The sequence below is a fragment of the Streptomyces sp. 3211.6 genome (assembly GCF_003634815.1).
GTDB lineage: Bacteria > Actinomycetota > Actinomycetes > Streptomycetales > Streptomycetaceae > Streptomyces > Streptomyces katrae_A.
This window is the reverse complement of record NZ_RBXC01000001.1, coordinates 6,369,363-6,392,441: the sequence shown is the minus strand read 5'-3', so window position 1 is coordinate 6,392,441 and position 23,079 is coordinate 6,369,363. Positions and strand designations below refer to the sequence as shown.

The window sequence follows — 23,079 nt, the reverse complement described above, 5'->3', positions numbered from 1 at the left end:
CGCCGGGCCTCGCCCGTGCCCGGGCCGCGCTGCGGGGTGCCGGGGCTCCGGAGCCGGGCGCTGGGCCGCGCTGCCGGGCGCCGGGCCTCGCCCGTGCCCGGGCCTCGCTGCCGGGTGCCGGGGCTCCGGAGCCGGGGCCGCGCGGGTCTGCGGGTCAGCGGGGGACGGCCGCGATCCGGGCGGCGAGTCCGTCCAGGAGGGCCGCCAGGCCGAAGCGGAAAAGGGACTCCGGGGAGAGGGCGGCCCCGGCGCGGGCGCCCGCGAAGGCCGGGAAGGCGCCGCCGTCCACCAGCGCCGCCAGCCGGTCCTCCTGGGCCCGCATCCACTGCTCCCCGCTCACCCCGCCGGCCCGCTCGGCAGCCGACTCCGGCTCCAGGTCCACGGCGTGGCCCCGGGACGTATCCGAACAGCGTCACGGCGGCCTGCATCCGGGCGGCGGCGTCCAGGCCGAGGCCGTCCAGGGCGGCGAGCGCCCAGTCGATGTGCCGGATGCCGTGGGGGATCAGCAGGGGGCGGCTGAGGTTCATGGCGCCCGCCAGCCAGGGGTGGGCGCGGTACAGCCGCCACTGGAGGGCCGCCGACAGCTCCAGCCGGTCCCGCCAGTGCGGTGGCGGCCGCAGCGGCAGGGGCTCCTGCGCGAACACCTCGTCGGCCATCAGCACCACCAGCTGCTCCTTGCCGCTGACGTGCCGGTACAGGGACATCGCGGAGACCCCGAGTTCCGCGCCGAGCCGCCGCATGGTCAGGGCGGCCAGCCCCTCCGCGTCCGCGAGGGCGACCGCCGCGCGGACGATCCGGGCGCGCTGGGCCGTGTCGTCCTCGGCGGCGGAGCGACGGCCCCTGCCGGTCGCGGGCCGGGCCGCGACGACCGTGCCGACGCCCGGTACCGCCCGTACCAGACCCTCCTGTCCGAGGGTGGCCAGCACCTTGCTCGCGGTGGCCATGGCCACGCCCCACCGCTGGGTGATGGCCCGGGTGGAGGGCACCCGGTCCCCCGAACGCAGTTCCCCGCGCTCGATGCGCCCCCGCAGTTCGGCCGCGATCCGCGCGTACGGCGCCTGTTGCCGCTCCGTCATCCCGCCCCCTGGTGCACTGGTAGGGACGGACCCTAATGCACGGGGTGACACCGCTACGCGGGCTCCGCCGCCGCCAGGACCTCGGTGGTGGTGACCACGCGGGCGAAGCCGCCGCCCTGGAGGTTCACGGCCGTGGCCGCGGCGAGCTGGTCGGCGGTGAGGGACAGGCCGGCGGGGCCCGCCAGGTCGAAGGTGTGGGTGGCGTCCAGCGGGACGACGACGTCGTAGCCGAGGTTCCCGGCCATCCGGGCCGTGGTCTCGACGCACATGTTGGTCTGGATCCCGACGACCACCAGCTGGCGGACGCCCCGGGCGGTGAGCCAGTCCGCCAGGTCGGGGGTGCCGTAGAAGGACGAGTTGACGGTCTTGGTGACCAGCAGGGACTCCTGGCCGAGCCGGTCGGCGACGAACTCCTTGAAGGCGTACCCGGGCCGGTCGGGGGCGAGGACGGAGCCGGGCCGGGAGGAGGCGTGCTGCACCAGCACCAGCGGGCGGCCGGACTCCTGCCAGGCGTCCATCAGGGCGGCGATGTTCTCCTCCGCCGCCGGGTTGTTGCGCGGGCCCCAGAAGGAGGCGTCGTCGAAGCCCTTCTGGACGTCGATGACGATCAGGGCACTGTCGGGGGCGATCTCGATCGCGTTCTCGGTCATGTCTCGATCATGTCGGGCGGGGGCCGGGCGCCCCAGGGGCACCCGGGACGCGAAACGATGGAATCCTGCCAGACTGGCAGGATCGCCAGGCGGGGTTCTGGCAGAGTGGCCGCATGCACCGCGTCGCGATCGTCGCCCAGCCCGGGATCCGCGCCTTCGACCTCGCCGTCATCACGGAGGTCTGGGGGCCCGACCGCAGCCGCAGCGGGGTGCCCCCGTTCGAGCTGCGCCGCTGTGCGCTGGAGCCGGGGCCCATCGCCCTGCCCGGCGGGCTCACCCTGGCCCCCGACCGGGGACTGGACTGGCTCGACGAGGCCGATCTGGTCGTGGTGCCGGCGCTGGCGGAGCCTTGCGATCCGACGCCCGAGCCGGTACTGGCGGCCCTGCGGCGGGTGCACGCCCGGGGCGCTGCGGTGGCGGCGCTGTGCGCGGGGGCGTTCGTCCTCGCCGAGGCGGGGCTGCTGGACGGGCGGCGCGCGGTGACGCACTGGTGGCTGGCCCCGCAGCTGGCCGCCCGCCATCCCGCGGTGCTGGTGGAGGAGGCCCCGCTGTTCGTGGAGGACGACGGGCTGTGGACCTCCGCCGGGGTCGCCTCGGGCATCGACCTGTGCCTGCACCTGGTGCGCGAGGCCCACGGGGCGGAGGCCGCCGCCGCCATCGCCCGTTCGATGGTGACGGGACCGTTCCGCGCCGGGGACCACGCCCAGTACCTGGACCGGCCCACCCCGGCCGCCGACCGGACCGCCGAGGCGCTGGCCGCCGTGCGCCAGCAGGCCCTGCGCCGGCTGCACGAGCCCCTGGACGTGGCCACGCTGGCCCGCTGGGCGGGGATGTCCCCGCGCTCCTTCGCCCGGCACTTCGCGGCCTCCACCGGGACCACGCCCCACCAATGGCTGCTGGGCCGCCGGCTGGACGAGGCCCGCAAGCTCCTGGAGCGCACCGACCACCCGGTGCCCGAGGTGGCCCGCCGGGCGGGGTTCGCCAGCGAGGTCACCTTCCGCCAGCGCTTCGCGGCGGCCTTCGGACGCAGCCCGCGCGCGTACCGCACGGCGGCGGCCAACGCTCCCCTAACCGGTGACAGTGTTAGAAATGGCTCATGACCGGACGTTCGGGTCGGCACAGGGATACGCGGCCGGCGAGCCTGCTCGCGCGCCTCTCGCTGGCCCGCAGCAGTCTCGCCGGCCAGGTGTTCGCCCTCCAGGCGCTCATCGTGCTGCTGCTGATCACGGCCGCCGCGCTGGCCCTGTTCTTCCAGGCCGGCCACGACAGCGAGAAGGACGCCCGCAACCGTTCGCTGGCCGCCGCCGAGGCCTTCGCCCACGCCCCCGGCCTGCCCGCCGCGCTGGCCTCCCCCGACCCCACCGCCGAGCTCCAGCCCCTGGCCGACGCCGCCCGCAAGGCCTCCGGCCTCGACTTCGTCTCCGTCCTGAGCACCGACGGCGTCCGCTACACCGACGCCCGGCCCGACCTGATCGGCAAGCGCGCCACCGGCGACCTCGGGCGGGCGGCAGCCGGGGAGCCCTTCACCGAGGTGTTCCGGGGTGCGCCCAGTGACGCGGTCCGGGCCGTGGTCCCCGTGCGGGACGCCGGGGGCAAGGTGGTCGGGCTGGTCTCCACCGGCATAGAGATCGAGAACCTCGGCCACGTGGTCGAGGGACAGCTCCCGCTGCTGATCGGGGCCGCCGCCGGCGCCCTGCTGCTGGGCACCGCCGGGGCCGCCCTGGTCAGCCGGCGGCTGCGGCGCCAGACCCGGGGCCTGGGCGCCGCCGAGCTGGCCCGGATGAACGAGCACCACGAGGCGGTGCTGCACGCCGTGCGCGAGGGGGTGCTCATCGTCGGCGCCGACCACCGGCTGCTGCTCGCCAACGACGAGGCGCGCCGGCTGCTGGACCTGCCGCCCGACGCCGAGCAGCGGGACGTCGGCGAGCTGGGCCTCGATCCGCGCACCGCCGGGCTGCTGCTGTCCGGGCGGGTGGCCACGGACGAGGTCCACCTGGCGGGCGACCGGCTGCTGGCCGTCAACGTACGGCCCACCGCGCCGTTCGGCGGACGGCCCTCGGGCAGCGTGATGACCCTGCGCGACACCACCGAGCTCGCCGCGCTGTCCGGCCGCGCCGAGGTGGCCCGGGAGCGGCTGCAGCTGCTGTACGACGCCGGGGGGCGGATCGGGACCACCCTGGACGTGGTGCGCACCGCGGAGGAGCTGTCGGAGGTGGCCGTGCCGCGCTTCGCGGACTTCGTCACCGTCGAGCTGCTGGAGCCGGTGCTGCGCGGGGACGAGCCCTCGCCGGTAGCGGGGATGCACGCGCGGATGCGGCGGGCGGCGATGACGGGGGTGCGCGCCGACCAGCCGCTCCAGCCGGTCGGGGACACCATCTTCTTCGCGGTGCCCGACGCTCCGATGGCGGAGGCCCTGGACGCCGGGCGGGCGGTGCTGGCCGCCGACCTGCAGGCCGCGATGGGCTGGCGGGCGGCCGACGCGGCGGGGACGCGGGTGGCCCTGGAGTACGGGTTCCACTCGCTGATCTCCGTACCGCTCCAGGCGCGGGGCGTGGTGCTGGGGATGGCGAACTTCTGGCGGGCCGCGGACACCCCCGAGCCCTTCGACGAGGAGGACCTGTCCTTCGCGGAGGAGCTGGGGGCGCGTGCGGCCGTCTCCATCGACAACGCCCGCCGCTTCACCCGTGAGCACGCCACCGCCGTGACCCTCCAGCGCAGTCTGCTGCCCCGGGTGCTGCCGGACCTGAGCGCGGTGGAGACCGCGTTCCGGTACCTGCCGGCGAAGGCCGGGGTGGGCGGGGACTGGTTCGACGTGATCCCGCTGCCGGGGGCGCGGGTGGCGCTGGTGGTGGGCGACGTGGTGGGGCACGGGGTGCACGCGGCGGCCACGATGGGCCGGCTGCGGACGGCCGTGCACAACTTCTCGACGCTGGACATGCCCCCGGACGAGCTGCTGGGCCACCTGGACGAGCTCATCGACCGGATCGACCAGCTGGAGGGCGGCGAGCCGGCCGCGGGCGAGGAGCCCGGCGAAGGGGTGGGCGAGGGGGCCGAGGAGCCGGCCGGCATCACGGGCGCCACCTGCCTGTACGCCGTCTACGACCCGGTGTCGGGGCACTGCGTGATGGCCAGCGCCGGCCATCCGGGGCCGGCGCTGGTCCACCCCGACGGGCGGGTGGAGTTCCCGGAGCTGCCGACCGGGCTGCCGCTCGGGGTGGGCGGGATGCCCTTCGAGGCGACGGGGCTGGCAGTGCCCGAGGGCAGCCGGCTGGTGCTGTTCACGGACGGGCTGCTGGAGGACCGCGACCGGGACTTCGACGCCGGGCTGGAGCTGCTGGGCCGGACCCTGGCCCGGCCGGGCCGCAGCCCCGAGCAGGCCTGCGCGGACGTGCTGGCGGCGATGCTGTTCCCGGCGCCGAGCGACGACATCGCACTCCTGATCGCCGAGGCCCGGCGGCTGGATGCGCACCGGATCGCGGAGTGGGAGGTGCCCGACGACCCGTCGGCCGTCTCCCGGGTGCGCCGGGCCGCGGCCGGGCAGCTGGAGGCGTGGGGGCTGGAGGAGCTTTCGTTCACGGCCGAGCTGGTCCTCAGCGAGCTGATCACCAACGCGATCCGGTACGGGAACGAGCCGATGAGGGTCCGGCTGCTGAACGACCGGAACCTGATCTGCGAGGTCTCCGACGGCAGCAGCACCTCCCCGCACCTGCGCTACGCGGCCACCACCGACGAGGGCGGCCGGGGGCTGTTCCTCGTCGCCCAGTACGCGGAGCGGTGGGGCACCCGCTACACGGAGCGGGGCAAGGTCATCTGGGCGGAGCTGTCGCGTACGGCGGGCGGGGAGCCGCAGCTGCCGCCGGGTCTGGACCCGGACGTGCTGGGGGACCTGGCCTGGTGAGCCGCCGCCACCGGTCAGCCGGTGGTGCGGGCCAGCAGGACCGCCACGTCGTCCTGCGGGGCGGTGGGCAGCAGCCGGGCCAGGACGGCCTCGCACAGCTCCTCCAGCGGCCGGGCGGGCTGCCGCAGGGCGCGGGCGAGGCGGTCCATGCCCTCGTCGAGGTCCCGGTCGCGGGCCTCGATCAGCCCGTCGGTGTAGAGGGCGAGGAGGCTGCCGGGGGGCAGCCGGACCGTTTCGGAGGGGAAGGAGCGGCCTCCGGTGCCCAGCGGGGTGCCGGGCGGGCCCTGGAGGAAGGCGACCGTGCCGTCGGCGGTGACCACGGCGGGCGGCGGGTGCCCTGCGCGGGCGATGACGCAGCAGCCGGTGGCCGCGTCGTGCACGGCGTAGACGCAGGTGGCCATCTCGTCCTCGCCGAGGTCGCGGACGGCCGCGTCCAGGGAGCGGAGCATCCGCGCGGGCGGCACGTCGTGCCGGGCGAGGGTGCGCACGGCGGTGCGGAGCTGGCCCATGACGGCGGCGGCGTGGATGCCGTGTCCCATGACGTCGCCGATGACCAGGCCGGTGCGGCCGCGGGGCAGCTGGATGACGTCGTACCAGTCGCCGCCGACGTCGTGGTCGCTGGCGGGCAGGTAGCGGCCGGTCAGCTCGAGGCCGGGGACGTCGGGGAGGGCGCTGTTGGTGAGGCTGCGCTGGAGGGTGAGGGCGGCGTGCCGCTGGACGGTGTACATGCGGGCGTTGTCGATGTTGAGGGCGGCCCGGGCGACGAGTTCGTCGATCAGGACGCAGTCCTGCGCGTCGAAGGGCTCGCGGCTGCGCAGCCGGGTGACGGCGACGGCGCCGAGCACCTTGCCGCGGGCGACGAGCGGGACCATGCGGGCCGAGCCGAGGGCGGCGAGGTAGGCGCGCAGGGCGTCGGCGCGGGGGTCGGTGATCAGGGCGGGGACGTCGGAGGCGTAGAGGTTCATCGGCACGCCCTCGGCGATGACCCGTTCGTAGACGGACCCGGCGGGGATCTGGAGGGTCTGGCCGGGGACCAGGCGGGCGGTGGGGGCGGTGGGGTCGGGGAAGGCGGCGGCGAGGCGGCGCATGACCCCGTGGGTGGCGGCGGCCGCGGCGTGGGTCTCGTCGGGGTCGAGGACGGCTTCGAGGAGCTGTACGTCGGCGGAGTCGGCGAGCTGCGGCACCAGCAGGTCGACGATCTCCTGGGCGGTGCGGCCCAGGTCGAGGGTGGTGCCGATGCGGGTGCCGGCCTCGGCGAGGAGGGCGAAGCGGGTGCGGGCGCGTTCGGCCTCCTGCTGGGCGCGCTGGCCCTCGGTGATGTCGATGAGGGAGGCGATCAGGCCGAGGGTGCGGCCGCTGCCGTCGAGGAGGGGGGCGTAGGAGCAGGACCAGGTGTGGTCGTGGCCGGGGTCGGCGGGGGTGCGGCCGGTGCGGCGGACGTCGAGGACGGCGGTGCCCCGCTCGAGCACCTGCCGCATGGTGGCCTCCAGCGCGGTGGCGTTGACCCCGGGGACCACCTCGGTGAGCCGCCGGCCCAGGTGGTCGGCGGCGGGGACGCCGTTCATCCGGGCGAGGGCGTCGTTGACGCGCAGGAAGCGCAGGTCGGGGCCGAGGGTGGCGAGACCGATCGGGGACTGGGTGAACAGGCTCTGGAGGGCGGCGAGGGAGTCCCGCATGCGCAGGACCTGGGAGGTCTCGACGGCGATGAGCATGGCGCCCCTGCGGCCCCGGGGGTCGGCGGCGGGCACGATCCACATCTCCATGGCGACCCGGTGGCCGTCGCGGTGGCGGACGGGCAGGGTGCCGACGACGGTCTCGCCGGCCTGGACGCGGCGGGTCAGGTCGTCGGCGAGTCCGCGGTTGCCCTCGGGGACGAGGACGGCGGTGCCGGGGCGGCCGAGGATCTCCTCGGGCCGGTGGCCCAGGAGTTCCTGGGCCGCCAGGGACCACTCCACGACGATGCCGTCCGCGTCCTCCCGCCACAGGGCGATCGGCAGCAGCTCGCGCAGGACGCCCGCGTACCCGACGGCCGCTTCCGGCGGATCGGGCACCCTGCTCGCCGACTGGTACGTGTCCAATACACCGATCCTCACCCCGAGGGGTCCGATTCGTACCGATTCACCCTATCCGAGGGCTCGGTATGGGGCGCTGTGGCGGGGGCGGAACGGCGGGGGCGCGGCGGCGCGCGCAGGGGCGCCCGGCGTCCAGGCCGCTCCCCCGGCGCCGCCTGCCCGCCGGACTCAGAAGTCGACCTGGGCGCGGACGTCGGCCCGGCCCACGGACTCCAGCTCCCACGTCGTGCAGTACAGCTTGCGGATGTACTCGATGTCGGCGTTGCGGGCGGCGGCCTCGCGCACCGGGTACATCACGGTGAGCTCGTACGATCTCTCACTGTTGATGTCGCCCTCCTTGTCACGCCACTGGCCGCGGCCCTCCTGGAGGGTGAGCCCGGAGGGGAACCGGGGGGTGATGACGTCGGCGAGGAACTTGTTGAACTCCGCCTCGGTGATCGGCGGGTTGCCGTTGTGCCGGCCCGTGCCGAAGTAGAGGTGCGTGGAGATGTACGGGGTGCCCTGCTCGGCGGCGGGCTGCGCGGCCGGGGCGGCCGAGGCGGCGGGCGTGCCGAAGGCGGCCTGCGACACCGGACCGCCGAAGGCGAAGAGGAGGGCCGCCGCGGCCAGCAGGCCGGCGGCGGGCGTCGAGATCCGTGGAGAGCGCATGTCGTCGTCCAATCTGTGGAGTGGTGGGTGTGTCGGTGTCGCGCGTCGTGGCGGCCGTCCGGCGGGTCCGTCCCTCCGAAGGGCCGGGCGGCTCAGGCCGGCAGGGATTCCCGCAGGTGGACCGCCGCGTCCCGCAGGGAGGCCGGGGCCCCGCGGCGGTGGCGCAGACCGGCCGCGGTGGCGGCCAGCGTCTCGGTCGTGCGGACCGAGCCGATGGCCGCGGCCCGGGGGGCGATCCGTCCGATGAGCTCCTCCGCCTCATGCCAGGCGCCGGCTCCGGCGAACGCCGCGAGGAGCTCGGCGGAGAACAGGTGCCGGTAGGAGGGGCCGGGTGCGGTGGCGGCCTCGTAGAGCAGCGGGATGGCCCGGTCCCAGCGGCGCAGCCGGGCGTGGACCCAGCCTTGGTGGCCGAGGAGTTCGGTCTGGTCGATCCACCACGCCCAGTGCGGGTCCCGGGGCGAGATCCCGTCCAGGAAGCGGCTCTGGGCGCGGGCGATCAGCCGGAGGGGTTCGCGGTCCGCGCCGAGCAGGGCGGTGGCGTGGGCCCGGCGGACCAGGACGAGGCCGGCGACGCGGGCGGGCAGCGGGCGCGGCCCGGCCACCCGGGCGGCGGCGTCCAGGGCGGCCCGGGGGCGGCCGGTGTGGGTGGTGAGCATGCTGTGGTTGAGCAGGGTCAGCCGGGCCGTCCAGCGGTCCCCGCACAGTTCCGCCAGGGCGAGGGCCCGCGCGTTCATCCGGTGGGCGCGGCGGTAGTGGCCCGCGTCGAAGAGGATCCAGCCGATGACCTCCGCCAGCTCGGCGAGGGCGGCGAGCGGGTCGGGGCCGAGGCCGCGCAGGGTGTCCGGGGCGGCCGACAGCTGCGGGAGCGGTCGCACGGCCTCCCGTACGGCGGCCACGGCCGCGGTCGCGCCCCGCCCGGTGTCGAGGGCGACCAGGCGTGCGACGGCCCCCGCGGCCAGGGGGACCAGGTCCTGGCACTCCCCCGGCTCCCGCCCGGGTGCCGTCATGACAGCAGGCCCGCGTCGACCGGCCCGGGGCGGCCCTGGCCGAGCCGGTTGAAGGAGGAGGCCACCTGGCTCAGCCACTCCACCTCGTCGCGGAAGTCCTCGTACGGGGGCCGCGCGGGGATCTCGGAGGCGTCGGCGCGCTCCGCCCGCTCCTCGGCGGGCCGGCTGAGGACGGCGCGCACCTGCAGGGCCTCGCCCAGGGGCGAGGTCGGGTCCTCGGGGAGGTCCAGGGAGCGGGCCACGCGGGAGAAGTCCTCCAGGGACAGGGAGGTGCGCAGGATCAGCTGCCCGTCGCGGATCTCGATGACGCGGCGGTAGAGGCGGTAGTGCGGGTCCCGCGGGGGCACGAGGTCGCGCAGCCGGGAGCGTGGCGGGTCCAGGGCGATGTCCGGCGAGGCCTGGTACAGCGCCCACCACAGGGGCCGCAGCCGGTGCCAGGAGCGGTAGGAGCGGATCCAGCCGCGGGCGCGGGTGATGCGGATGCCCCAGGAGGGGATGGTCCAGCCGGCGATCTGGAGGAGGGCGCCGACGCTGCCGGCCGTCCACTGGATGGGGTCGAGGGCGCTGCCGTCGAAGTCCAGGCGGGTGCCGGCGATCTGGATTCCGCGGGTGACGCAGTAGACGAGGATCATGCTGGCGCCGACGGTGACGGTGCGCATGCCGACCTTGAGCCACTGGCGGTTGGCCATGGTGGTGAAGCGCAGCGACAGGCGCACGGTCTCGAACTGCCCGACCGCGCAGACCAGCAGGTAGAAGGACATGTACACGGCGTATCCGCCGTGCTGGATGCTGAGCAGGATGGTGGAGGTGGCCGTCTCCGAGTGCGCCACCGGGCCGACGGAGAAGGAGGAGACGACGAGCACGGCGAGCGCGCCGCCGAAGCCGAGGACGCGCCGGCGGGCCATCCGGCGCGCCTCGGCGGGCGGTGAGGACCAGTAGACGAGGACCACCTGCTGCGCGGCGGTGAGCACCACGACCGCCGCCTGGGTGATCAGCGAGGTGATGTTCGGCAGCCCGAAGAAGGCGGAGATGTGCAGCCGCAGCAGGTCCAGGTCGACCAGGAAGCTGATCCCGGAGCACAGGAAGTAGGTGCACAGCGCCCACAGGGCGACGTCGTGCCGTCTGCGCAGCAGGTCCGGGAGCCGGTAGGCGAAGGCCGCGAGGCCGACGAAGGCACAGACCCACGCGAGGATCGCGTAGATCACGCCGGCCCCTGCTCGGGCCTGCCCAGACCGCTCTCTATCCGGGCCACTATCTCGGCGGCCTCGTCCGGCACCCCCCAGGCGGGCTCGGTCCACCGCTTGTTGGCCCGGGCCAGGATCAGGGAGGCCATCGTCTCGGCCTCCTGCTCCTCGTCGTCGCTGTAGCGGGAACGCATCAGCACGCTGCGCACGGCCTCGGGGTCGACGTCGGAGAACAGCGCACCCGCCTCGCCCACTCCTCCCGTCACCTCCGGCTCGCGCGGACCGGCGCCTGCCTGGTCCAGTTGCAGGGACCCCTGGTGGTCGAAGGCGATGTGGGCGAGTTCGTGGGCGATGATGTGTTCCTTGTGCGACGCCGAAGCCGCCTTCTCGAAGGCGATGATGTCGAAGTCATCCGTTTTCAGCCATATCCCGAACAGGTGGCGTTCGGGGAAGGCCGTCGGGATCAGGTGGATGGGACGCCCGCGCCGCGCGCTGAGGTGCGCGTGGAGCTCGTCGATGCCGCAGCCGTGCTCCATGCCCCATTCCGCGAGCAGCCCTTCGCAGGTCCGGCGCACCTTCTTCAGCCGCCGCCTGAGCCTGCGGTCCTCCGACGCCGGTAACGCGGAGCCAGGTAACTTCATCCCTCAGTCCTCCGGCGAACCCAGCGGTCGACAACGCGGCCATGATGCCACACGGCCAACTGCCCACCGCCCGCTGTGAGTTCTATCCGGCCATTCTCCAGGGGCTCTTGACCTGCATGCTTTGTCCAGCGGTTCAGCGGCCGGCGAGTACGCCCGCGACTCCCCGCGCGAGGCAGGGGATCCGCCCGGCCTCGATGCCCGCGATGTTGATCCGCCCGGCGGTGGTCCCGTAGATGGCGTACTGCCGGCGCAGCCTGAGCATCTCCTCGGGGGTCAGGGGCAGCATGGAGAACATTCCGCGCTGCCGTGCGAGCGAGGCCGCCTGCGGGCCCCAGCCGAGCTCCGCCAGCCGTGCGGCGAGGTTCGTGCGGTTGGCCTCGATGCGGCCGCGCATGACCTCCAGCTCGGCCCGCCAGGCGGCCCGCAGCCCCTCGTCCTCCAGGACGGTGGTGACGACGGCGGCCCCGTGCTCGGGCGGCATCGAGTACAGCGTCCGGGCGGCGTTCTGCAGGGCCGTCTCGGCGTGCCGCACGGCCCGCTCGGAGGCACCGAGGACGATGGCGCAGCCGGTGCGGTCGCTGTACAGGCCGAAGTTCTTCGAGCAGCTGACGGCGATGAGCATCTCCGGCACCCGGTCGGCGAGCAGGCGGGTGGCCCCGAGGTCGGCCTCCAGCCCGTCGCCGAGTCCGTGGTAGGCCAGGTCGACGAACGGCACCCAGCCGTCGCGGACCGCCAGCGCGGCCAGGGCCTCCCAGTCCTCGGGCTCGGGGTCGACGCCGGTGGGGTTGTGGCAGCAGCCCTGGAGCAGCACCACGTCGTCGCGGGTGGCCGCCGCGAGGTCGCGCAGGACGCCGGCCGCGTCGAAGCGGCCCTCGGCGTCGCGCCAGCGGTAGGTGCGGACCTCCAGCCCGGCCGCCTCCAGGATGGGGCGGTGGTTGACGTACGCCGGGTCGCTGATCCACACGGTGGCGCCCGGGCGGGTGCGGCAGATCAGGTCGGCCAGCAGCCGCAGCGCCCCGGAGCCCGCGACGGTCTGGACGGCCGCGGCCCGGCCGGCCGGGCCCTGCGGGCCGGTGTCCCCGAGGACCAGGGTGAGCAGGGCCCGGTTGAAGGCGGAGTTGCCGGACAGGCCCCGGTACTCCTTGGACTCGGAGCGTTCCGCGAGCCGTATCTCCGCCTCGCGGACGGCGGCCATGACCGGCGTGCGGCCCGTGTGGTCGCGGTAGACGCCGAGCACCAGGTTCAGCCGCTCGGCCCGCTCGTCGGAGCCGAACTCGTACGTCAGGTCCCACAGCGGGTCGGTGGGCGGCGGGGGAAGGAGCTCAAGCATCTGCGGGGACCTCGGGACGGGGGTGGGCGGAGGGACGGGTGCGGGGCCGGGGGCGCCGGTTGGCGAGGACGACGCCGACGGTGATCAGGGGGACGCCGACGAGCACGGCGGCGGTCGGGGACTCCCCGAGCACGGGGACGGCGAGCAGGACGACGGCGACGGGACTGAGGCTGCCGACGGCGGAGCTGCGTTCGGCGCCCAGCCGGCGGATGGCGAAGGCGTACAGCAGGCCCGCGCACAGCCCGACGCCGAGCCCCTGCACCACGAGGAACAGGGCGATGTCGGCGCCCGCCGCGTGCGCCAGGCCCGTCGGGAGGGCCCCGGTGAGGACCAGCAGGGCGATCACGGCGAAGGAGGGCAGGCACAGCAGGCCGATCGAGCCGACGGGGTCGAGGTCCACGTCGCGCAGCCCCACGGTGTACAGGGCCCACAGGCCGCTGGCCACGAGCAGCGTGGCGGTCCCCTCCAGTACGGCGGCGTCGACGGGGACGACGTAGCGCCACACCAGGGCGGCCACTCCGGCCGCGATCAGCGCCAGCCCGGCCGCCTGGGCGCCCCGGGGGAGCCCGCGGCCGCGGGCGGCCATCAGGGCGGAGACGAAGAGCGGGACCATCCCGGGGACGATCGAGCCGACGAAGGCCGCCGAGGTCAGGGACCCGCCGTGCATGGCCGCGAGGAAGAAGGGCACCCCGGCCCCGCAGACGATCTTCAGGGCGGTTCCGGGGCGGACCGCGGCGATCTTGCGCCTGCGCCGCCACAGGGCGGGGGCCAGGACGAGGACGGGGACGCCGAAGCGCAGCAGGGCGGCGTCGGCGGGCAGCAGGGTGGAGGCGCTCAGGGCGCGGGCGCTGAGCGCGAAGGCGGCCCAGATGGCCACGGTCACGCCGAGGGCGAGCATGCCCTGGGCGTGCGGGGAGAGCCCCGACCGGCCGGTGTTTCCGGCCGGCGGGCCCGCCGTTTCGACAGGCGCGGACGCGCCGGTGGTTTTGGTCGCGACCAAGGGATGCACTCCAGCCTGTGAGAGCGGGCCGGTCCGGCCCGTTCACCGGCAACGTTAGGGCGTGGGCCGGGGCAGCCGATTGCCAGTTCTGCCGCTCGGACATACGTTTGGGGCAGGATCTGCCAAGAATCGCCGAGAGCGCGCCGAGGAACCCCGGGAGTGGCCATGGACGCCGTCGACCTCCAGATCATCCGGGAGCTGCAGGCCGACGGACGGCTGTCCAACCAGGACCTCGCCGACCGCGTGCGGCTGTCCCCCTCCCCGTGCCTGCGCCGGGTCCGCCGCCTGGAGGAGGCGGGACTGATCCGCGGCTACACGGCGGTGGTGGACCAGGTGGCGTTCGGGCTGCCGATCACCGTCTTCGTCCGGATCCGTCTGGAACGGCACACCAAGGAGGCGGTCGCCGAGTTCGAGCAGCACGTCGCGGTGATCGAGCACATCCAGGACTGCTATCTGATGGCGGGCAGCAGCGACTACCTGCTGCGCGTGGTGATCGAGGACCTGGAGGCGTACGAGGCCCTGGTCCGCCACCGGATCCACGCCATCCCCGGGATCGCCTCGATCGAGTCGAGCTTCGCGTTCGGCAGCGTCAAGCAGTCGCGGACCTACCCCCGGCCCACCCCGGGAGCGGCCGCGCGGACCCTCTGAGGGCTGCGGCGTCAGCCTTCCGCGCGGAAGTGCGCGAGGACGAAGGCGGCGAAGTCGCCGGCCGCGGCGGGCCGGAAGGCCGTACGGTCGCGCACCAGCCACAGCACCCGGTGGCTGTCGGTGCCCTCCAGCCGCGCCCAGGCCACCGCCCCGCGCAGGCCCGCCTCCCGTGCCATCGCCGGGAGCAGGGCGACCCCGAGGCCCGCGCCGACCAGGTCCAGCAGCGCGCCGGGTTCGTCGCCCTCGCAGACGACCGCGGGCCGCAGGCCCTCGCGGGCGAACAGCCGGTCGGCGAGTTCCCGCTGCCAGTGTCCCGGCCCGGGGGTGAGGAACGGCTCCCCCGCCAGCTCCGCCACGGCGACGTCCTGACGCCCGGCCAGCCGGTGCCCGGCGGGCACCGCGAGCAGCACCTCCTCGCGCAGCAGCTCCACCGACTCCAGTCCCGGCCCGGCGAGCGGCTCGGCGGCGAGGCAGAGGTCCGCCTCGCGGGTGCGCAGCAGGTGCGCCATCGCGTCGGCGGGGCACTGGCGCAGCCGGAGGTCCACGCCGGGGCGGGCGCGGCGCCAGCCGGGGAGGAGGGCGGCCAGGGTCATCAGGGTCTCGGAGGCCACCGTCACGCTGCCGCTGCCGGCGCCGGCCGCCTGCGCCAGTTCGCGGCGGCCGTCCTCCAGTTCGCCCAGCGCCCGGTCGACGCGGCGCAGGAAGGCGGCGCCGTGCCGGTTCAGGCGGATGCGGCGGCCTCGGCGCTCGAAGAGCTCCACTCCGAGGTCGGCTTCCAGGCGGGCGACGGTGCGGCTCACCGAGGGCTGGGCGACGCGCAGTTCGGCGGCGGCCCGGCTGATGTGCTCGTGGCGTGCGACGACCTGGAAGCAGCGCAGGGCGGACAGATCCATCGCGGCGGGCCCCCTTCATAACCGTGGGGGCATCCTTTCATGGCAGAACCGGTCTTGGACCGCATGTGCGGTGCGCTCCTAGCCTGCGGAACATGACCGAGAACACCGAGAACAGTCCCGGCCGGCCCGATCCGTACACGAGTTACGCGGAGTCCGTGCTGGAGGTGCTTGCCCGTGACCCCGGCCGCCCCGCCCTGGTCCCGGCGGAGGGGCCCGCGGTCTCGGCCGGGGAGTTCCGTGACGGGGTGCTGCGGACGGCGGCGGAGCTGGCGGAGCGCGGGGTCGGGCGGGGTTCCACCGTCGCCTTCCTGACGGGCAACCAGCCCCAGGCGCTGGTCGCGCGGTACGCGGTGAACCTGCTCGGCGCCCGGGTGGTGTTCCTGAGCGAGGGCATGGCCGCGGAGGCCCGGGCCCGGATCGCGCGGAGCCTCGACGCGGTGACGCTGCTGGTGGCGCCCGGTGCGGAGGCGGCCGCCGGGGAGCTGCTGGCCCGGACGGCGGTGCCCGCCGCGCTGTCGCTGGGGCCCTCCCCCGGCTTCGAGGACGTCACCGCGGCGGCGGCGCTGCGGCCGCCCCTGCCCGTGGCGGGCGCGGCCCGGCCCGGGGACGACTGGTGCGTCCGCTTCACCGGCGGCACCACCGGGATCCCCAAGGGCGTGCGGATGGCGCACGGCCCGTACGCCGCGGCGCTGGCCCTCTACGCGGGCCGGATCCCGGCCGGGAGCCGGCCCCGGGTGCTCGCCTGCACCCCGCTGGCGCACATGGCCGGCATCCTGGCGGACATCACCCTCCTGGCCGGCGGCACGGTCGTGCTCCGGCCCGCGTTCGACGCGGGTGAGGTACTGGCCGCCCTGGCAAGGGAGCGCGTCACCGACGTCTGGCTCCTGCCGCCCCTGCTCTACGAGCTGCTGGACCATCCGGACCGTCCGGCGGCCGACCTGTCCGCCCTGCGGCGCGTCTTCTACGGCGGCACCGCCGCCTCGGCGGGGCGGCTGCGGGAGGCGGCCCGGGCCTTCGGGCCGGTGCTGCACGGCTGGTACGGGCAGACCGAGGCGGGCAACATCGCCGAGGTGCTGCCGCACGAGCACGGGGTGACGGGCCCCGGCGGCCGGCCGACGGCGGGGCGGGCGGCGCCCGGCGTCACCATCGAGATCCGCGGCGCCGACGGCCGGCCCCTGCCCGCCGGGGAGACCGGGGAGATCGTCGTCCGGACGCCGATGACGATGAGCGGGTACTGGCGCCGGCCCGGGGCGACCGCCGAGGTGCTGCGCGACGGCTGGATCCGTACCGGGGACGTCGGCTGCCTCGACGCCTCGGGGCACCTGTTCGTCGTGGACCGGCTCGGGGACAAGGTCGTCGTGGTCGGCGGGCACGTCCACCCGGCGGAGGTGGAGGAACTGCTCCTCGCCCATCCCGCCGTCGCCCGCTGCGCGGTGTTCGGGGTGCGTAGGGAGGACGGGACCGAGGAGGTGCACGCCGCGGTCGTCCCCGTACCGGGGCGGGACGCGGGAGCCGGGGTGATCCGGGAGTACGTGACGCGGCACAAGGGGGCGATGTACGCGCCCCGGGCCGTGCACACCGTGGACCGGATCCCGCTGACCGAGGTCGGCAAGCCGGACAAGCGGCTGCTGGCGGCGGCCCTGGGGGCGCCGGGCGGCCCGCCCCCGGCTCAGCCGTAGCGTACGAGGAGGGCGTCGAGGTAGTCCTCGAGCCGGTCCGTCATGACCGCCGGGGTGAGGTCGGACCGGCCCAGCCCCCGCCAGGGGACGGCGACCTTCTCGGCGTCCGGGGCGAAGGCCAGGGCGTCGAGCAGCCGCCAGTAGAGGTGGTCGGCCGGGTCCTCGGCCAGGGTCCCGCCCGCCGCGAGGTAGCGGTCGGCGAAGCCCATGCCCGCCGGCACCCCGTGCAGCAGGGCCAGGGAGGTCGAGCAGTGGGCCACGTCGAGGTCGGCCGGGCCCCAGGAGGTCTCCACCCAGTCGACGACCCCGCTGATCCGCAGCTGAGCGCCGGCGCCCTCGAAGAGGACGTTGCCGGGGTGGAAGTCCCGGTGCAGGAAGCAGGCCCGGTGCCGCGGGGGGTCGCGGCGGATGGCGTCCACGGCCCGCCGCCACAGCCCGGGCCGGCGGGTGCGCTCCGGCGGGCTGACCCGCTCGGCGGAGGTCCACGCCTGGTAGGCGCGGGGCCGGTCCCGCCCGGGCACCTCCAGCCGGTGGACGGCCAGCAGCTGGCGGGCCATCAGCCCGGCGCGCCGGTCCGCCTCCTCACCGTCGAGGCGGACCGTTCCCGGCAGCAGGGACATCAGCAGCGAGGGGTGGTCGCAGTACTGCGCCGTCGCGTCCACGGCCACGAGGGCGGCGGCGGGCACGTCCGTGCCGTCGAGCAGCCGCAGGACGTCCGCCTCGCGCGTCAGCAGCCCTTCGGCGTGCCGGAGGTAGAAGGGCCGGACGAAGGAGCGCAGTACCAGGGGTCTGGGGCCCTCCGCCCCGCCCGTCAGCTCCAGCCTGCGCATCGTGGAGGTCCAGCCGCCCCGGAGCAGGGCCGCGCTTTCGACGCGCTCCCCACCGGACAGCGTCTTGTCCACCCAGGCGCGCGTGGCGGCCCAGCTCTCCTCGGACTCCCCCGTCGTCTCCATGGCAGGCCAGCCTACGTGCATATGCCACGGACCGGGGGCGGAATTCGGCGGCGGTCACGGGTCCGGCCGCCTAGGCTCCTCCCCATGACCGGCTCGCAGATGCAGCAGATGGACCAGATCAAGAGCTTCCTCGCCGGCTTCGCGCGCCGCCGGGCCGCGCGGACCGTCGAGCTCCCCGGCGGTTTCGCCGCGCTCGACGACGAGTTCGCGCTCTCCTACTCCAACAACCACGTGGTCATCGACGGGACGCCCGATCCCGGGGCGCTGCCGGGCCTGGCCGACGAGGCCCTGGGGCACCTGTCGCACCGTCTGGTCATGGTCCTGGACGACGAGGTGGGCGAGGCCTGCGCCGGACCGCTGGTCCGGGCCGGGTACACCCGCTCCACCTACCTGGTCATGCTGCACGAGGGCCCCGTGCCGCCCGGCGGCGGGGCGCAGGAGGTGGACCTGGACGCGCTCCGCGAACCGCTGGCCCGCCGCTGGCGCGGCTATCTGCCCGACGCCGACGAGGAGGTGATCCGCCAGCTCGTGGACCGGCGCGAGACCAACCGGCGCGGGGCCGCCGCGGTGCGGTTCATCGGCGCCCGCACCCCGGAGGGCGAGGTCGCCTCGTGGGCGGACCTCTACGTGGACGCGGCCTCGGGCACGGCCCAGATCGAGGACCTGATCACCTCCGAACTCCACCTCAGGAGCGGCTACGCGGACGCGGTACTGGCCACCGCCCTGCGGGGGGCCGCCGACGCGCACTGCGCCACCCGCTTCCTGACCGCCGACGCGGACGACTGGCCGCGCCACTGGTACGAGCGCCGCGGCTTCTCGGTCATCGGCCGCCACCACGGCTTCCAGCGGACCTGACACCGCCGCCCCGGCCGGGACTCAGACCGCGGCGGCCAGGTGGCCCGAGAGCTCGCGCAGCACCGCGTCGCGCTGCTCGACGAGGTAGAAGTGGCCGCCGGGCAGGACCCGCAGCCGGAATCCGGCGGGCGCGACATCGGCCCAGGCGTTCATCTCCCGCGCCGGCGTGGACGGGTCCGCGTCGCCGATCCAGGCGTGGACCGGGCAGCCGACCGGGCCGGCGGGGCGCGGGCCGTAGGTGTCCGCGACGGTGAGGTCCGCCCGGAGCGCCGGCAGGACGAACTCCTGGACGTCCGGGTCGTCCAGGAGGGCGGAGTCGGTCCCGCCGAGCCTGCGCAGTTCGGCGAGCAGGGCCGCGTCGTCCCTGCGGTAGAGGTCCCGGGGAGGCACCCGGTGCGGGGCCTCACGGCTGGACACGTGGAGGGCGGCGGGCCGCACCTCGTGCCGCTGCTCCAGGCGCCGCACCACCTCGTAGGCCAGCGACGCCCCCATGCTGTGGCCGAAGAGCGTCAGGGGCACGTCCGCGAGGGGCAGCAGGGCGGCGGTCACCTGGTCGGCGAGCTCGTCCATGGTGTAGATGAAGGGGTCGGCCAGCCGCTCGTAGCGACCGGGGTACTTCCCCACCAGGACTTCCGTGCCGTCGTCGAAGGCGCGGCCCCAGGGGTGGAAGAAGTTCGCGGAGCCACCCGCGTGAGGCAGGATCAGCAGGCGGCGGCGGGGCGTGTCCGTCGCGGAGTACCTGCGAAACCAGGTGTCGCCGTCCAAGCCGGTGGTCATGCTCGTGTGCACCTCGTCGTCGCGTCTGTCGGTCGTTCGTGTTTCCCGCGGTCTCCCGCGAAGGCCGGGCGGGTCCGCGCGGCACGTCCGCGCGGACCCGGCCTCCGGCACCTGCCTAGCCGCCGCTCGGGGCGGACAGGGTCGCCCGGACCGAGATGGGCAGGTCCAGGGCTATGACGAGGAAGCACTCCCGGTGGGCGGTCAGGGACAGCTCCTGGAACAGGTCGGGCGGCAGGTCCGCCTCTCCGCGGACGACCAGGGAGCCCGAGGTGAGGGAGTGGCGGCCGGGTTCGACGAGCTCCAGGTGGAGCGTGGCCTCGACGTCGAGCACCCGGGCGAGGTGGCCTCGCTCCTCCAGCTTGTGGGTGAGGCACTGCGCGTAGTCCATGGCCAGCGCCGCCGCCACCAGCTCCTCCGGGGTGCTCTCCCCGGCGGGCTCGGAGATCCGGCTGCTCCATCGCATCCGCAGGCCGGCGCCCACCGAGTCGAGGGAGACCGAACCCTCCCCTGCGTCCTGCGGCCGCTCGCCGAAGAGCGGGCCCCGCCATACGGCGCGGGCGGATCGGGTCGCCATCAGCGGACTCCCGTCGTCTCGGTTCGTGCGGCCGCTTCGGTGATGGCGCCGACGATCCCGGCGGACACCTCCGACGGGCGGTCGAAGAGGTAGAAGTGGTCCCCGGGCCAGGTGCGGAAGTCCGTGGCGTCCGCGTGGTCGGACCACGGCCGCATCTCCTCGGCGCTGACCAGCGGATCGGCGTCCCCCCTCATGACCGAGAGCGGAGAGGCCAGGGGCGCGCGGTCCTCGTACCGGTACCCGTGGTTGACGACGAGGTCGTTGCGCAGCGCGGTGATCATGCGGTCCGCGAGGACGGTGTTGTTCCACAGCTCCTCGGGGGTGGCGCCCAGCCAGCGCATGTACGCGACGTACTGCTCGCGCGTCCAGTCCTCGGGCCGGCCGTTCGCCGGTTCGGGGACGACGAGTTGCGGCGCCGGGCTCCCGGAAACGCCGACCCACAGGGGCCGGTGTCCGCGCTTCGCGAGTTCGTGGACGAGCTCGAAGGCGATCAGCGATCCGAGGCAGTGGCCGAAGACCGCGTAGGGGCCGGAGAGTTCTCCGCTCAGCCCCTCGGCGAACGAGTCCACCGCGCTCGTGACGCTCGGGCAGACCGGCTGGCGGGGTGCGGTCGCCCGCGCCGGCAGTTCCGGGGCCAGGATCCGCCAGCTCTCGGGGAGGTGGGGCAGCAGGGGCACGAAGCTCCCCGCCGACCCTCCCGCGTGGTGCAGGAGGATCAGGGTCAGTTCAGCGGGTTCCACGACGGCGGTCGACCGGCCGCGGAGAACGCAGATGCTCAAGGTCGCCCTCCCTCACCCTCGCGCGGACTCTGCGCCGAGCGCGTCGTCGTAGGCCTTGACCAGGTCGCCGACCGTCCGCATCTCGACGATGGAGGTCTCGCCCTGGAACGGGTCCACCCCGAGCTCCATCTCCAGGCCGATGAGCAGTTCGGCGAACATGAGCGAGGTGAGGCCGAGTCCGACCAGGTCGGTCCCCGGGGAGAGCGCGGGCGCGTCCCCGCCCGCTCCCTGCACCAGGCGGACGATTTCCGCCTCGATCGACTCTCGTGCGTTCAGCATGTAAGACCTCCGTCGATGACCATGGATTGCCCGGTGACGAACTGCGCCCGGGGGGAGCTGAGGTAGAGAACGGCGTCGGCCACGTCGTCCGCCGCGGCGAGCCTGCCGAGGGGGGTCCGGCGTTCGATGCGTCCGCGGTGGGCGGCGGGCATCTCCGCGGTCATCGCGCTGTCGAAGTAGCCGGGCACCACGGAGTTGACGCGGATGCCGTTGCCGCCGAGTTCACGGGCCAGGCTGCGGGTGAAGCCGTCGAGGCCCGCCTTGGCCGCCGCGTAGACCGAGACGCCCCGGTAGCCGCGGATGGCGTTGATGGACGAGATGTTGACGATGGCCCCGCCGCCCTGGCGGGTCATCACCCGGGCGCAGGCCTGGGTGAGCATGATGGGGGCCACCAGGTTGGCGGTGATCTGCGCCTCGATCGCCTTCGGCGGCATGGTGAAGAGCAGTTCCTCACGCACGATGCCGGCGTTGTTGACGAGCAGGTCCAGTCTGCCGAACACGCGGTGGACGTTGCGGACGAAGCCGCGGGCCGTCTCCGGCTCGCCCAGGTCGACGGCCTCCCAGTAGAAGGACTCGGGGTGGGCGGCGCTGGCTTCCGCGATGAAGTCGGAGGCGGAGCGGCTGAAGGTGGCGACACGCCAGCCGTCGGCGAGCAGGCGTTCGACCAGGACGCGTCCCAGCCCCCGGCTGCCCCCGCTGACGACGGCCACCCGGCCCTCGTCGGCGTCCTTCTCCACGATCGTGCTGCGGGTATCGGTGTTCTCTGTCATGCGGGGGTACGCACCTTCTTGAACCGGTCGGAGTGCTGGTCGGCGTCGGAGACCTCCACGACGAGCGGCACCTTGTACGCTTCGAGCCTTCGTCCGCAGTACTCGCGGACCTGGCGGGTGACCTCACGGGGGTCCGCGGGGCTGACGAGTTTCACGGTGGCCTTCACCACCATTCCCGTGACGTGGCTGGGCCTTCCGGAGACCGTGGCTTCGGCGACGTTCGGCATTTCGAGCAGCACGCTCTCGACCTCGCTGGGGTAGACCTTCTCCCCGGCCACGTTGATCAGTTCGGTGACGCGGCCGAGGATCCGTACGTAGTCGCCGTCGGTCTCCACGGCGTCCTGGGTGTTGAAGAACCCGTCGGCGTCGAAGGGGGCGGACGCGTTGAGGTAGCCGAGCATGGCCGTGTCGGAGCGGACCCAGAGGATTCCCTCGACGATCCGGTACGCGAACCCCGCGCCGCCGAGCTTGACCCACAGGCTGCCGTCGCCCTTCGACTTGGTCGACATGATGCCGAGCTCCGAGAGACCGTAGGTCTGCTTGAGCCGCACCGACGGAAGGGCCTGGTGGAGCAGTTCGAGCGTGCGCTGGGGCATGGGCTCGGTGCCGTAGGTGACCAGGCGCAGCGAGCTCAGGTCGTGCTGTTCGTGAGCGTGCGAGATGAGCAGCATGTTGAGGAACGTCGGTGTCGTGGGCAGGACTTCGACGCCGAACGAGGCGATCGCCGCGCACACCGTGTCGGGCCTGCGGTCGGAGACCGTGACCAGGGTGCCGCCGTGGTTCAGGGTGTGCAGCAGGGTGTTGATGCCGCCGATGTGGTCGATGCTGAGGAAGCCCAGGGTGCGTCGCGCCCGGGACGGTTCGCCGTACTGCGCGAGCATCTTGCCGAGGTCCAGCACGATCGCCTTGCTGCGCCCCGTGGTTCCCGAGCTGAACAGCACCAGGCCGGGTGTCCCGGCGTCCCGCAGACCTCCGTGGAGGGCGTGCGTCGCCGTCCGGCCGGTCCGCTCGAGGACGCGTCCCCCCTTGCCGTCCACGACGACGGCGACTTCCACCTCGGCGGTCTCGTGGTACTCCGCGCGCTTGGCACCCGAGGAACGCGGCAGCGGCACGGTGATGCCGCCCCGGTCGGCCAGTGCGACGAACGCGGCGCACACGTCGGCGTCGCAGGCGCCCTCCAGGGCCACCACCTGGCCGGCGCCGACCCCCTGTTCGTCGAGGTAGGTGCGCCAGTCACGGACGCGTTCCGCCAGGTTCGCGTACGTGTACCGGACTCCGTCGACGACGAGGGCGTCCGTGTCCCCGAAGTCACGGAACCGGTCGATCAGTGAACTCGTCACGGTTTCCTCGCTGCAGTCGTCATCAG

At 74.6% G+C, this 23,079-nt stretch carries 22 protein-coding genes and 1 pseudogene; 5 read left to right on the top strand and 18 right to left on the bottom strand.

Annotated elements, in window-relative coordinates; all coding sequences use genetic code 11:
* Positions 1–154 precede the first annotated feature (154 nt).
* From BX286_RS37925 to BX286_RS29350, 3 genes and pseudogenes are all read right to left on the bottom strand, one after another.
* Complete coding sequence (locus BX286_RS37925) at positions 155–382, bottom strand: TetR/AcrR family transcriptional regulator C-terminal domain-containing protein (RefSeq protein ID WP_315974769.1); 228 nt, start codon at positions 380–382, stop codon at positions 155–157.
* Between the two features lie 340 nt (positions 383–722).
* Positions 723–1,076: pseudogene (locus tag BX286_RS37920) on the bottom strand (GntR family transcriptional regulator); the annotation flags it as partial.
* 53 nt (positions 1,077–1,129) lie between these two features.
* Entirely contained in the window at positions 1,130–1,726 is a 597-nt protein-coding gene (locus BX286_RS29350) for a cysteine hydrolase family protein (protein WP_100862516.1), read from the bottom strand.
* 113 nt (positions 1,727–1,839) lie between these two features.
* Between BX286_RS29350 and BX286_RS29345 the strand changes: the two genes are divergently transcribed.
* Both BX286_RS29345 and BX286_RS29340 read left to right on the top strand, forming a co-directional pair.
* Positions 1,840–2,826 carry a GlxA family transcriptional regulator gene (locus BX286_RS29345; RefSeq protein ID WP_079430542.1) on the top strand — a complete coding sequence of 329 codons (987 nt, stop codon included), beginning with the start codon at positions 1,840–1,842 and terminating at the stop codon, positions 2,824–2,826.
* Positions 2,823–5,624: a SpoIIE family protein phosphatase gene (locus tag BX286_RS29340; RefSeq protein WP_079430541.1), complete on the top strand. Its 2,802-nt coding sequence runs from the start codon at positions 2,823–2,825 to the stop codon at positions 5,622–5,624. Before BX286_RS29345 ends, BX286_RS29340 begins: the two co-directional genes overlap by 4 nt.
* 14 nt (positions 5,625–5,638) lie before the next feature.
* Here the strand turns inward: BX286_RS29340 and BX286_RS29335 are convergent, their stop codons facing one another.
* The 7 genes from BX286_RS29335 to BX286_RS29305 form a co-directional block, all read right to left on the bottom strand.
* Positions 5,639–7,702 carry a SpoIIE family protein phosphatase gene (locus BX286_RS29335; RefSeq protein WP_121016784.1) on the bottom strand — a complete coding sequence of 688 codons (2,064 nt, stop codon included), beginning with the start codon at positions 7,700–7,702 and terminating at the stop codon, positions 5,639–5,641.
* A gap of 162 nt (positions 7,703–7,864) precedes the next feature.
* A complete protein-coding gene (locus tag BX286_RS29330; RefSeq protein ID WP_079430539.1) occupies positions 7,865–8,344 on the bottom strand; it encodes a DUF3574 domain-containing protein in 480 nt (159 codons plus the stop codon).
* Between the two features lie 92 nt (positions 8,345–8,436).
* Positions 8,437–9,351 (bottom strand): DNA-binding protein, encoded by a 915-nt coding sequence (locus tag BX286_RS29325; protein WP_079430538.1) that lies wholly within the window; start codon positions 9,349–9,351, stop codon positions 8,437–8,439.
* Entirely contained in the window at positions 9,348–10,556 is a 1,209-nt protein-coding gene (locus BX286_RS29320) for an MAB_1171c family putative transporter (protein WP_079430537.1), read from the bottom strand. Before BX286_RS29320 ends, BX286_RS29325 begins: the two co-directional genes overlap by 4 nt.
* On the bottom strand, positions 10,553–11,176 hold the full coding sequence (locus tag BX286_RS29315) for a hypothetical protein (RefSeq protein WP_123995246.1): 624 nt from the start codon (positions 11,174–11,176) through the stop codon (positions 10,553–10,555). Before BX286_RS29315 ends, BX286_RS29320 begins: the two co-directional genes overlap by 4 nt.
* A 133-nt stretch (positions 11,177–11,309) precedes the next feature.
* Positions 11,310–12,506, bottom strand: coding sequence for an aromatic amino acid transaminase (locus BX286_RS29310; RefSeq protein WP_079430535.1), 1,197 nt, complete (start codon positions 12,504–12,506; stop codon positions 11,310–11,312).
* Positions 12,499–13,506 (bottom strand): DMT family transporter, encoded by a 1,008-nt coding sequence (locus tag BX286_RS29305; protein ID WP_237293153.1) that lies wholly within the window; start codon positions 13,504–13,506, stop codon positions 12,499–12,501. The genes BX286_RS29310 and BX286_RS29305 overlap by 8 nt, the downstream gene beginning before the upstream one ends.
* A 165-nt stretch (positions 13,507–13,671) precedes the next feature.
* Between BX286_RS29305 and BX286_RS29300 the strand changes: the two genes are divergently transcribed.
* Entirely contained in the window at positions 13,672–14,154 is a 483-nt protein-coding gene (locus BX286_RS29300; RefSeq protein ID WP_079432031.1) for an Lrp/AsnC family transcriptional regulator, read from the top strand.
* A gap of 11 nt (positions 14,155–14,165) precedes the next feature.
* Here the strand turns inward: BX286_RS29300 and BX286_RS29295 are convergent, their stop codons facing one another.
* On the bottom strand, positions 14,166–15,047 hold the full coding sequence (locus BX286_RS29295; RefSeq protein ID WP_121016782.1) for a LysR family transcriptional regulator: 882 nt from the start codon (positions 15,045–15,047) through the stop codon (positions 14,166–14,168).
* A 92-nt stretch (positions 15,048–15,139) separates the two neighbouring features.
* Here BX286_RS29295 and BX286_RS29290 point away from each other — a divergent pair, with 92 nt between their 5' ends.
* On the top strand, positions 15,140–16,726 hold the full coding sequence (locus BX286_RS29290; protein WP_121016780.1) for an AMP-binding protein: 1,587 nt from the start codon (positions 15,140–15,142) through the stop codon (positions 16,724–16,726).
* Here the strand turns inward: BX286_RS29290 and BX286_RS29285 are convergent.
* Positions 16,717–17,679 (bottom strand): phosphotransferase family protein, encoded by a 963-nt coding sequence (locus BX286_RS29285; RefSeq protein ID WP_187344214.1) that lies wholly within the window; start codon positions 17,677–17,679, stop codon positions 16,717–16,719. The genes BX286_RS29290 and BX286_RS29285 overlap by 10 nt on opposite strands.
* Positions 17,680–17,763: 84 nt before the next feature.
* Here BX286_RS29285 and BX286_RS29280 point away from each other — a divergent pair, with 84 nt between their 5' ends.
* Positions 17,764–18,534 (top strand): GNAT family N-acetyltransferase, encoded by a 771-nt coding sequence (locus BX286_RS29280; RefSeq protein WP_100862522.1) that lies wholly within the window; start codon positions 17,764–17,766, stop codon positions 18,532–18,534.
* Between the two features lie 21 nt (positions 18,535–18,555).
* Here the strand turns inward: BX286_RS29280 and BX286_RS29275 are convergent, their stop codons facing one another.
* The 6 genes from BX286_RS29275 to BX286_RS29250 all read right to left on the bottom strand — a co-directional run bounded on the left by BX286_RS29275 (position 18,556) and on the right by BX286_RS29250 (position 23,053).
* On the bottom strand, positions 18,556–19,311 hold the full coding sequence (locus tag BX286_RS29275; RefSeq protein ID WP_100862523.1) for a thioesterase II family protein: 756 nt from the start codon (positions 19,309–19,311) through the stop codon (positions 18,556–18,558).
* 115 nt (positions 19,312–19,426) lie between these two features.
* On the bottom strand, positions 19,427–19,885 hold the full coding sequence (locus BX286_RS29270; protein WP_079430530.1) for a hypothetical protein: 459 nt from the start codon (positions 19,883–19,885) through the stop codon (positions 19,427–19,429).
* Entirely contained in the window at positions 19,885–20,664 is a 780-nt protein-coding gene (locus tag BX286_RS29265) for a thioesterase II family protein (protein ID WP_079430529.1), read from the bottom strand. The genes BX286_RS29270 and BX286_RS29265 overlap by 1 nt, the downstream gene beginning before the upstream one ends.
* Before the next feature lie 12 nt (positions 20,665–20,676).
* Positions 20,677–20,943 carry an acyl carrier protein gene (locus tag BX286_RS29260; protein WP_121016777.1) on the bottom strand — a complete coding sequence of 89 codons (267 nt, stop codon included), beginning with the start codon at positions 20,941–20,943 and terminating at the stop codon, positions 20,677–20,679.
* A complete protein-coding gene (locus tag BX286_RS29255; protein ID WP_100862524.1) occupies positions 20,937–21,713 on the bottom strand; it encodes an SDR family NAD(P)-dependent oxidoreductase in 777 nt (258 codons plus the stop codon). Before BX286_RS29255 ends, BX286_RS29260 begins: the two co-directional genes overlap by 7 nt.
* Entirely contained in the window at positions 21,710–23,053 is a 1,344-nt protein-coding gene (locus tag BX286_RS29250; protein WP_121016775.1) for a class I adenylate-forming enzyme family protein, read from the bottom strand. The genes BX286_RS29255 and BX286_RS29250 overlap by 4 nt, the downstream gene beginning before the upstream one ends.
* Positions 23,054–23,079: the final 26 nt, after the last annotated feature.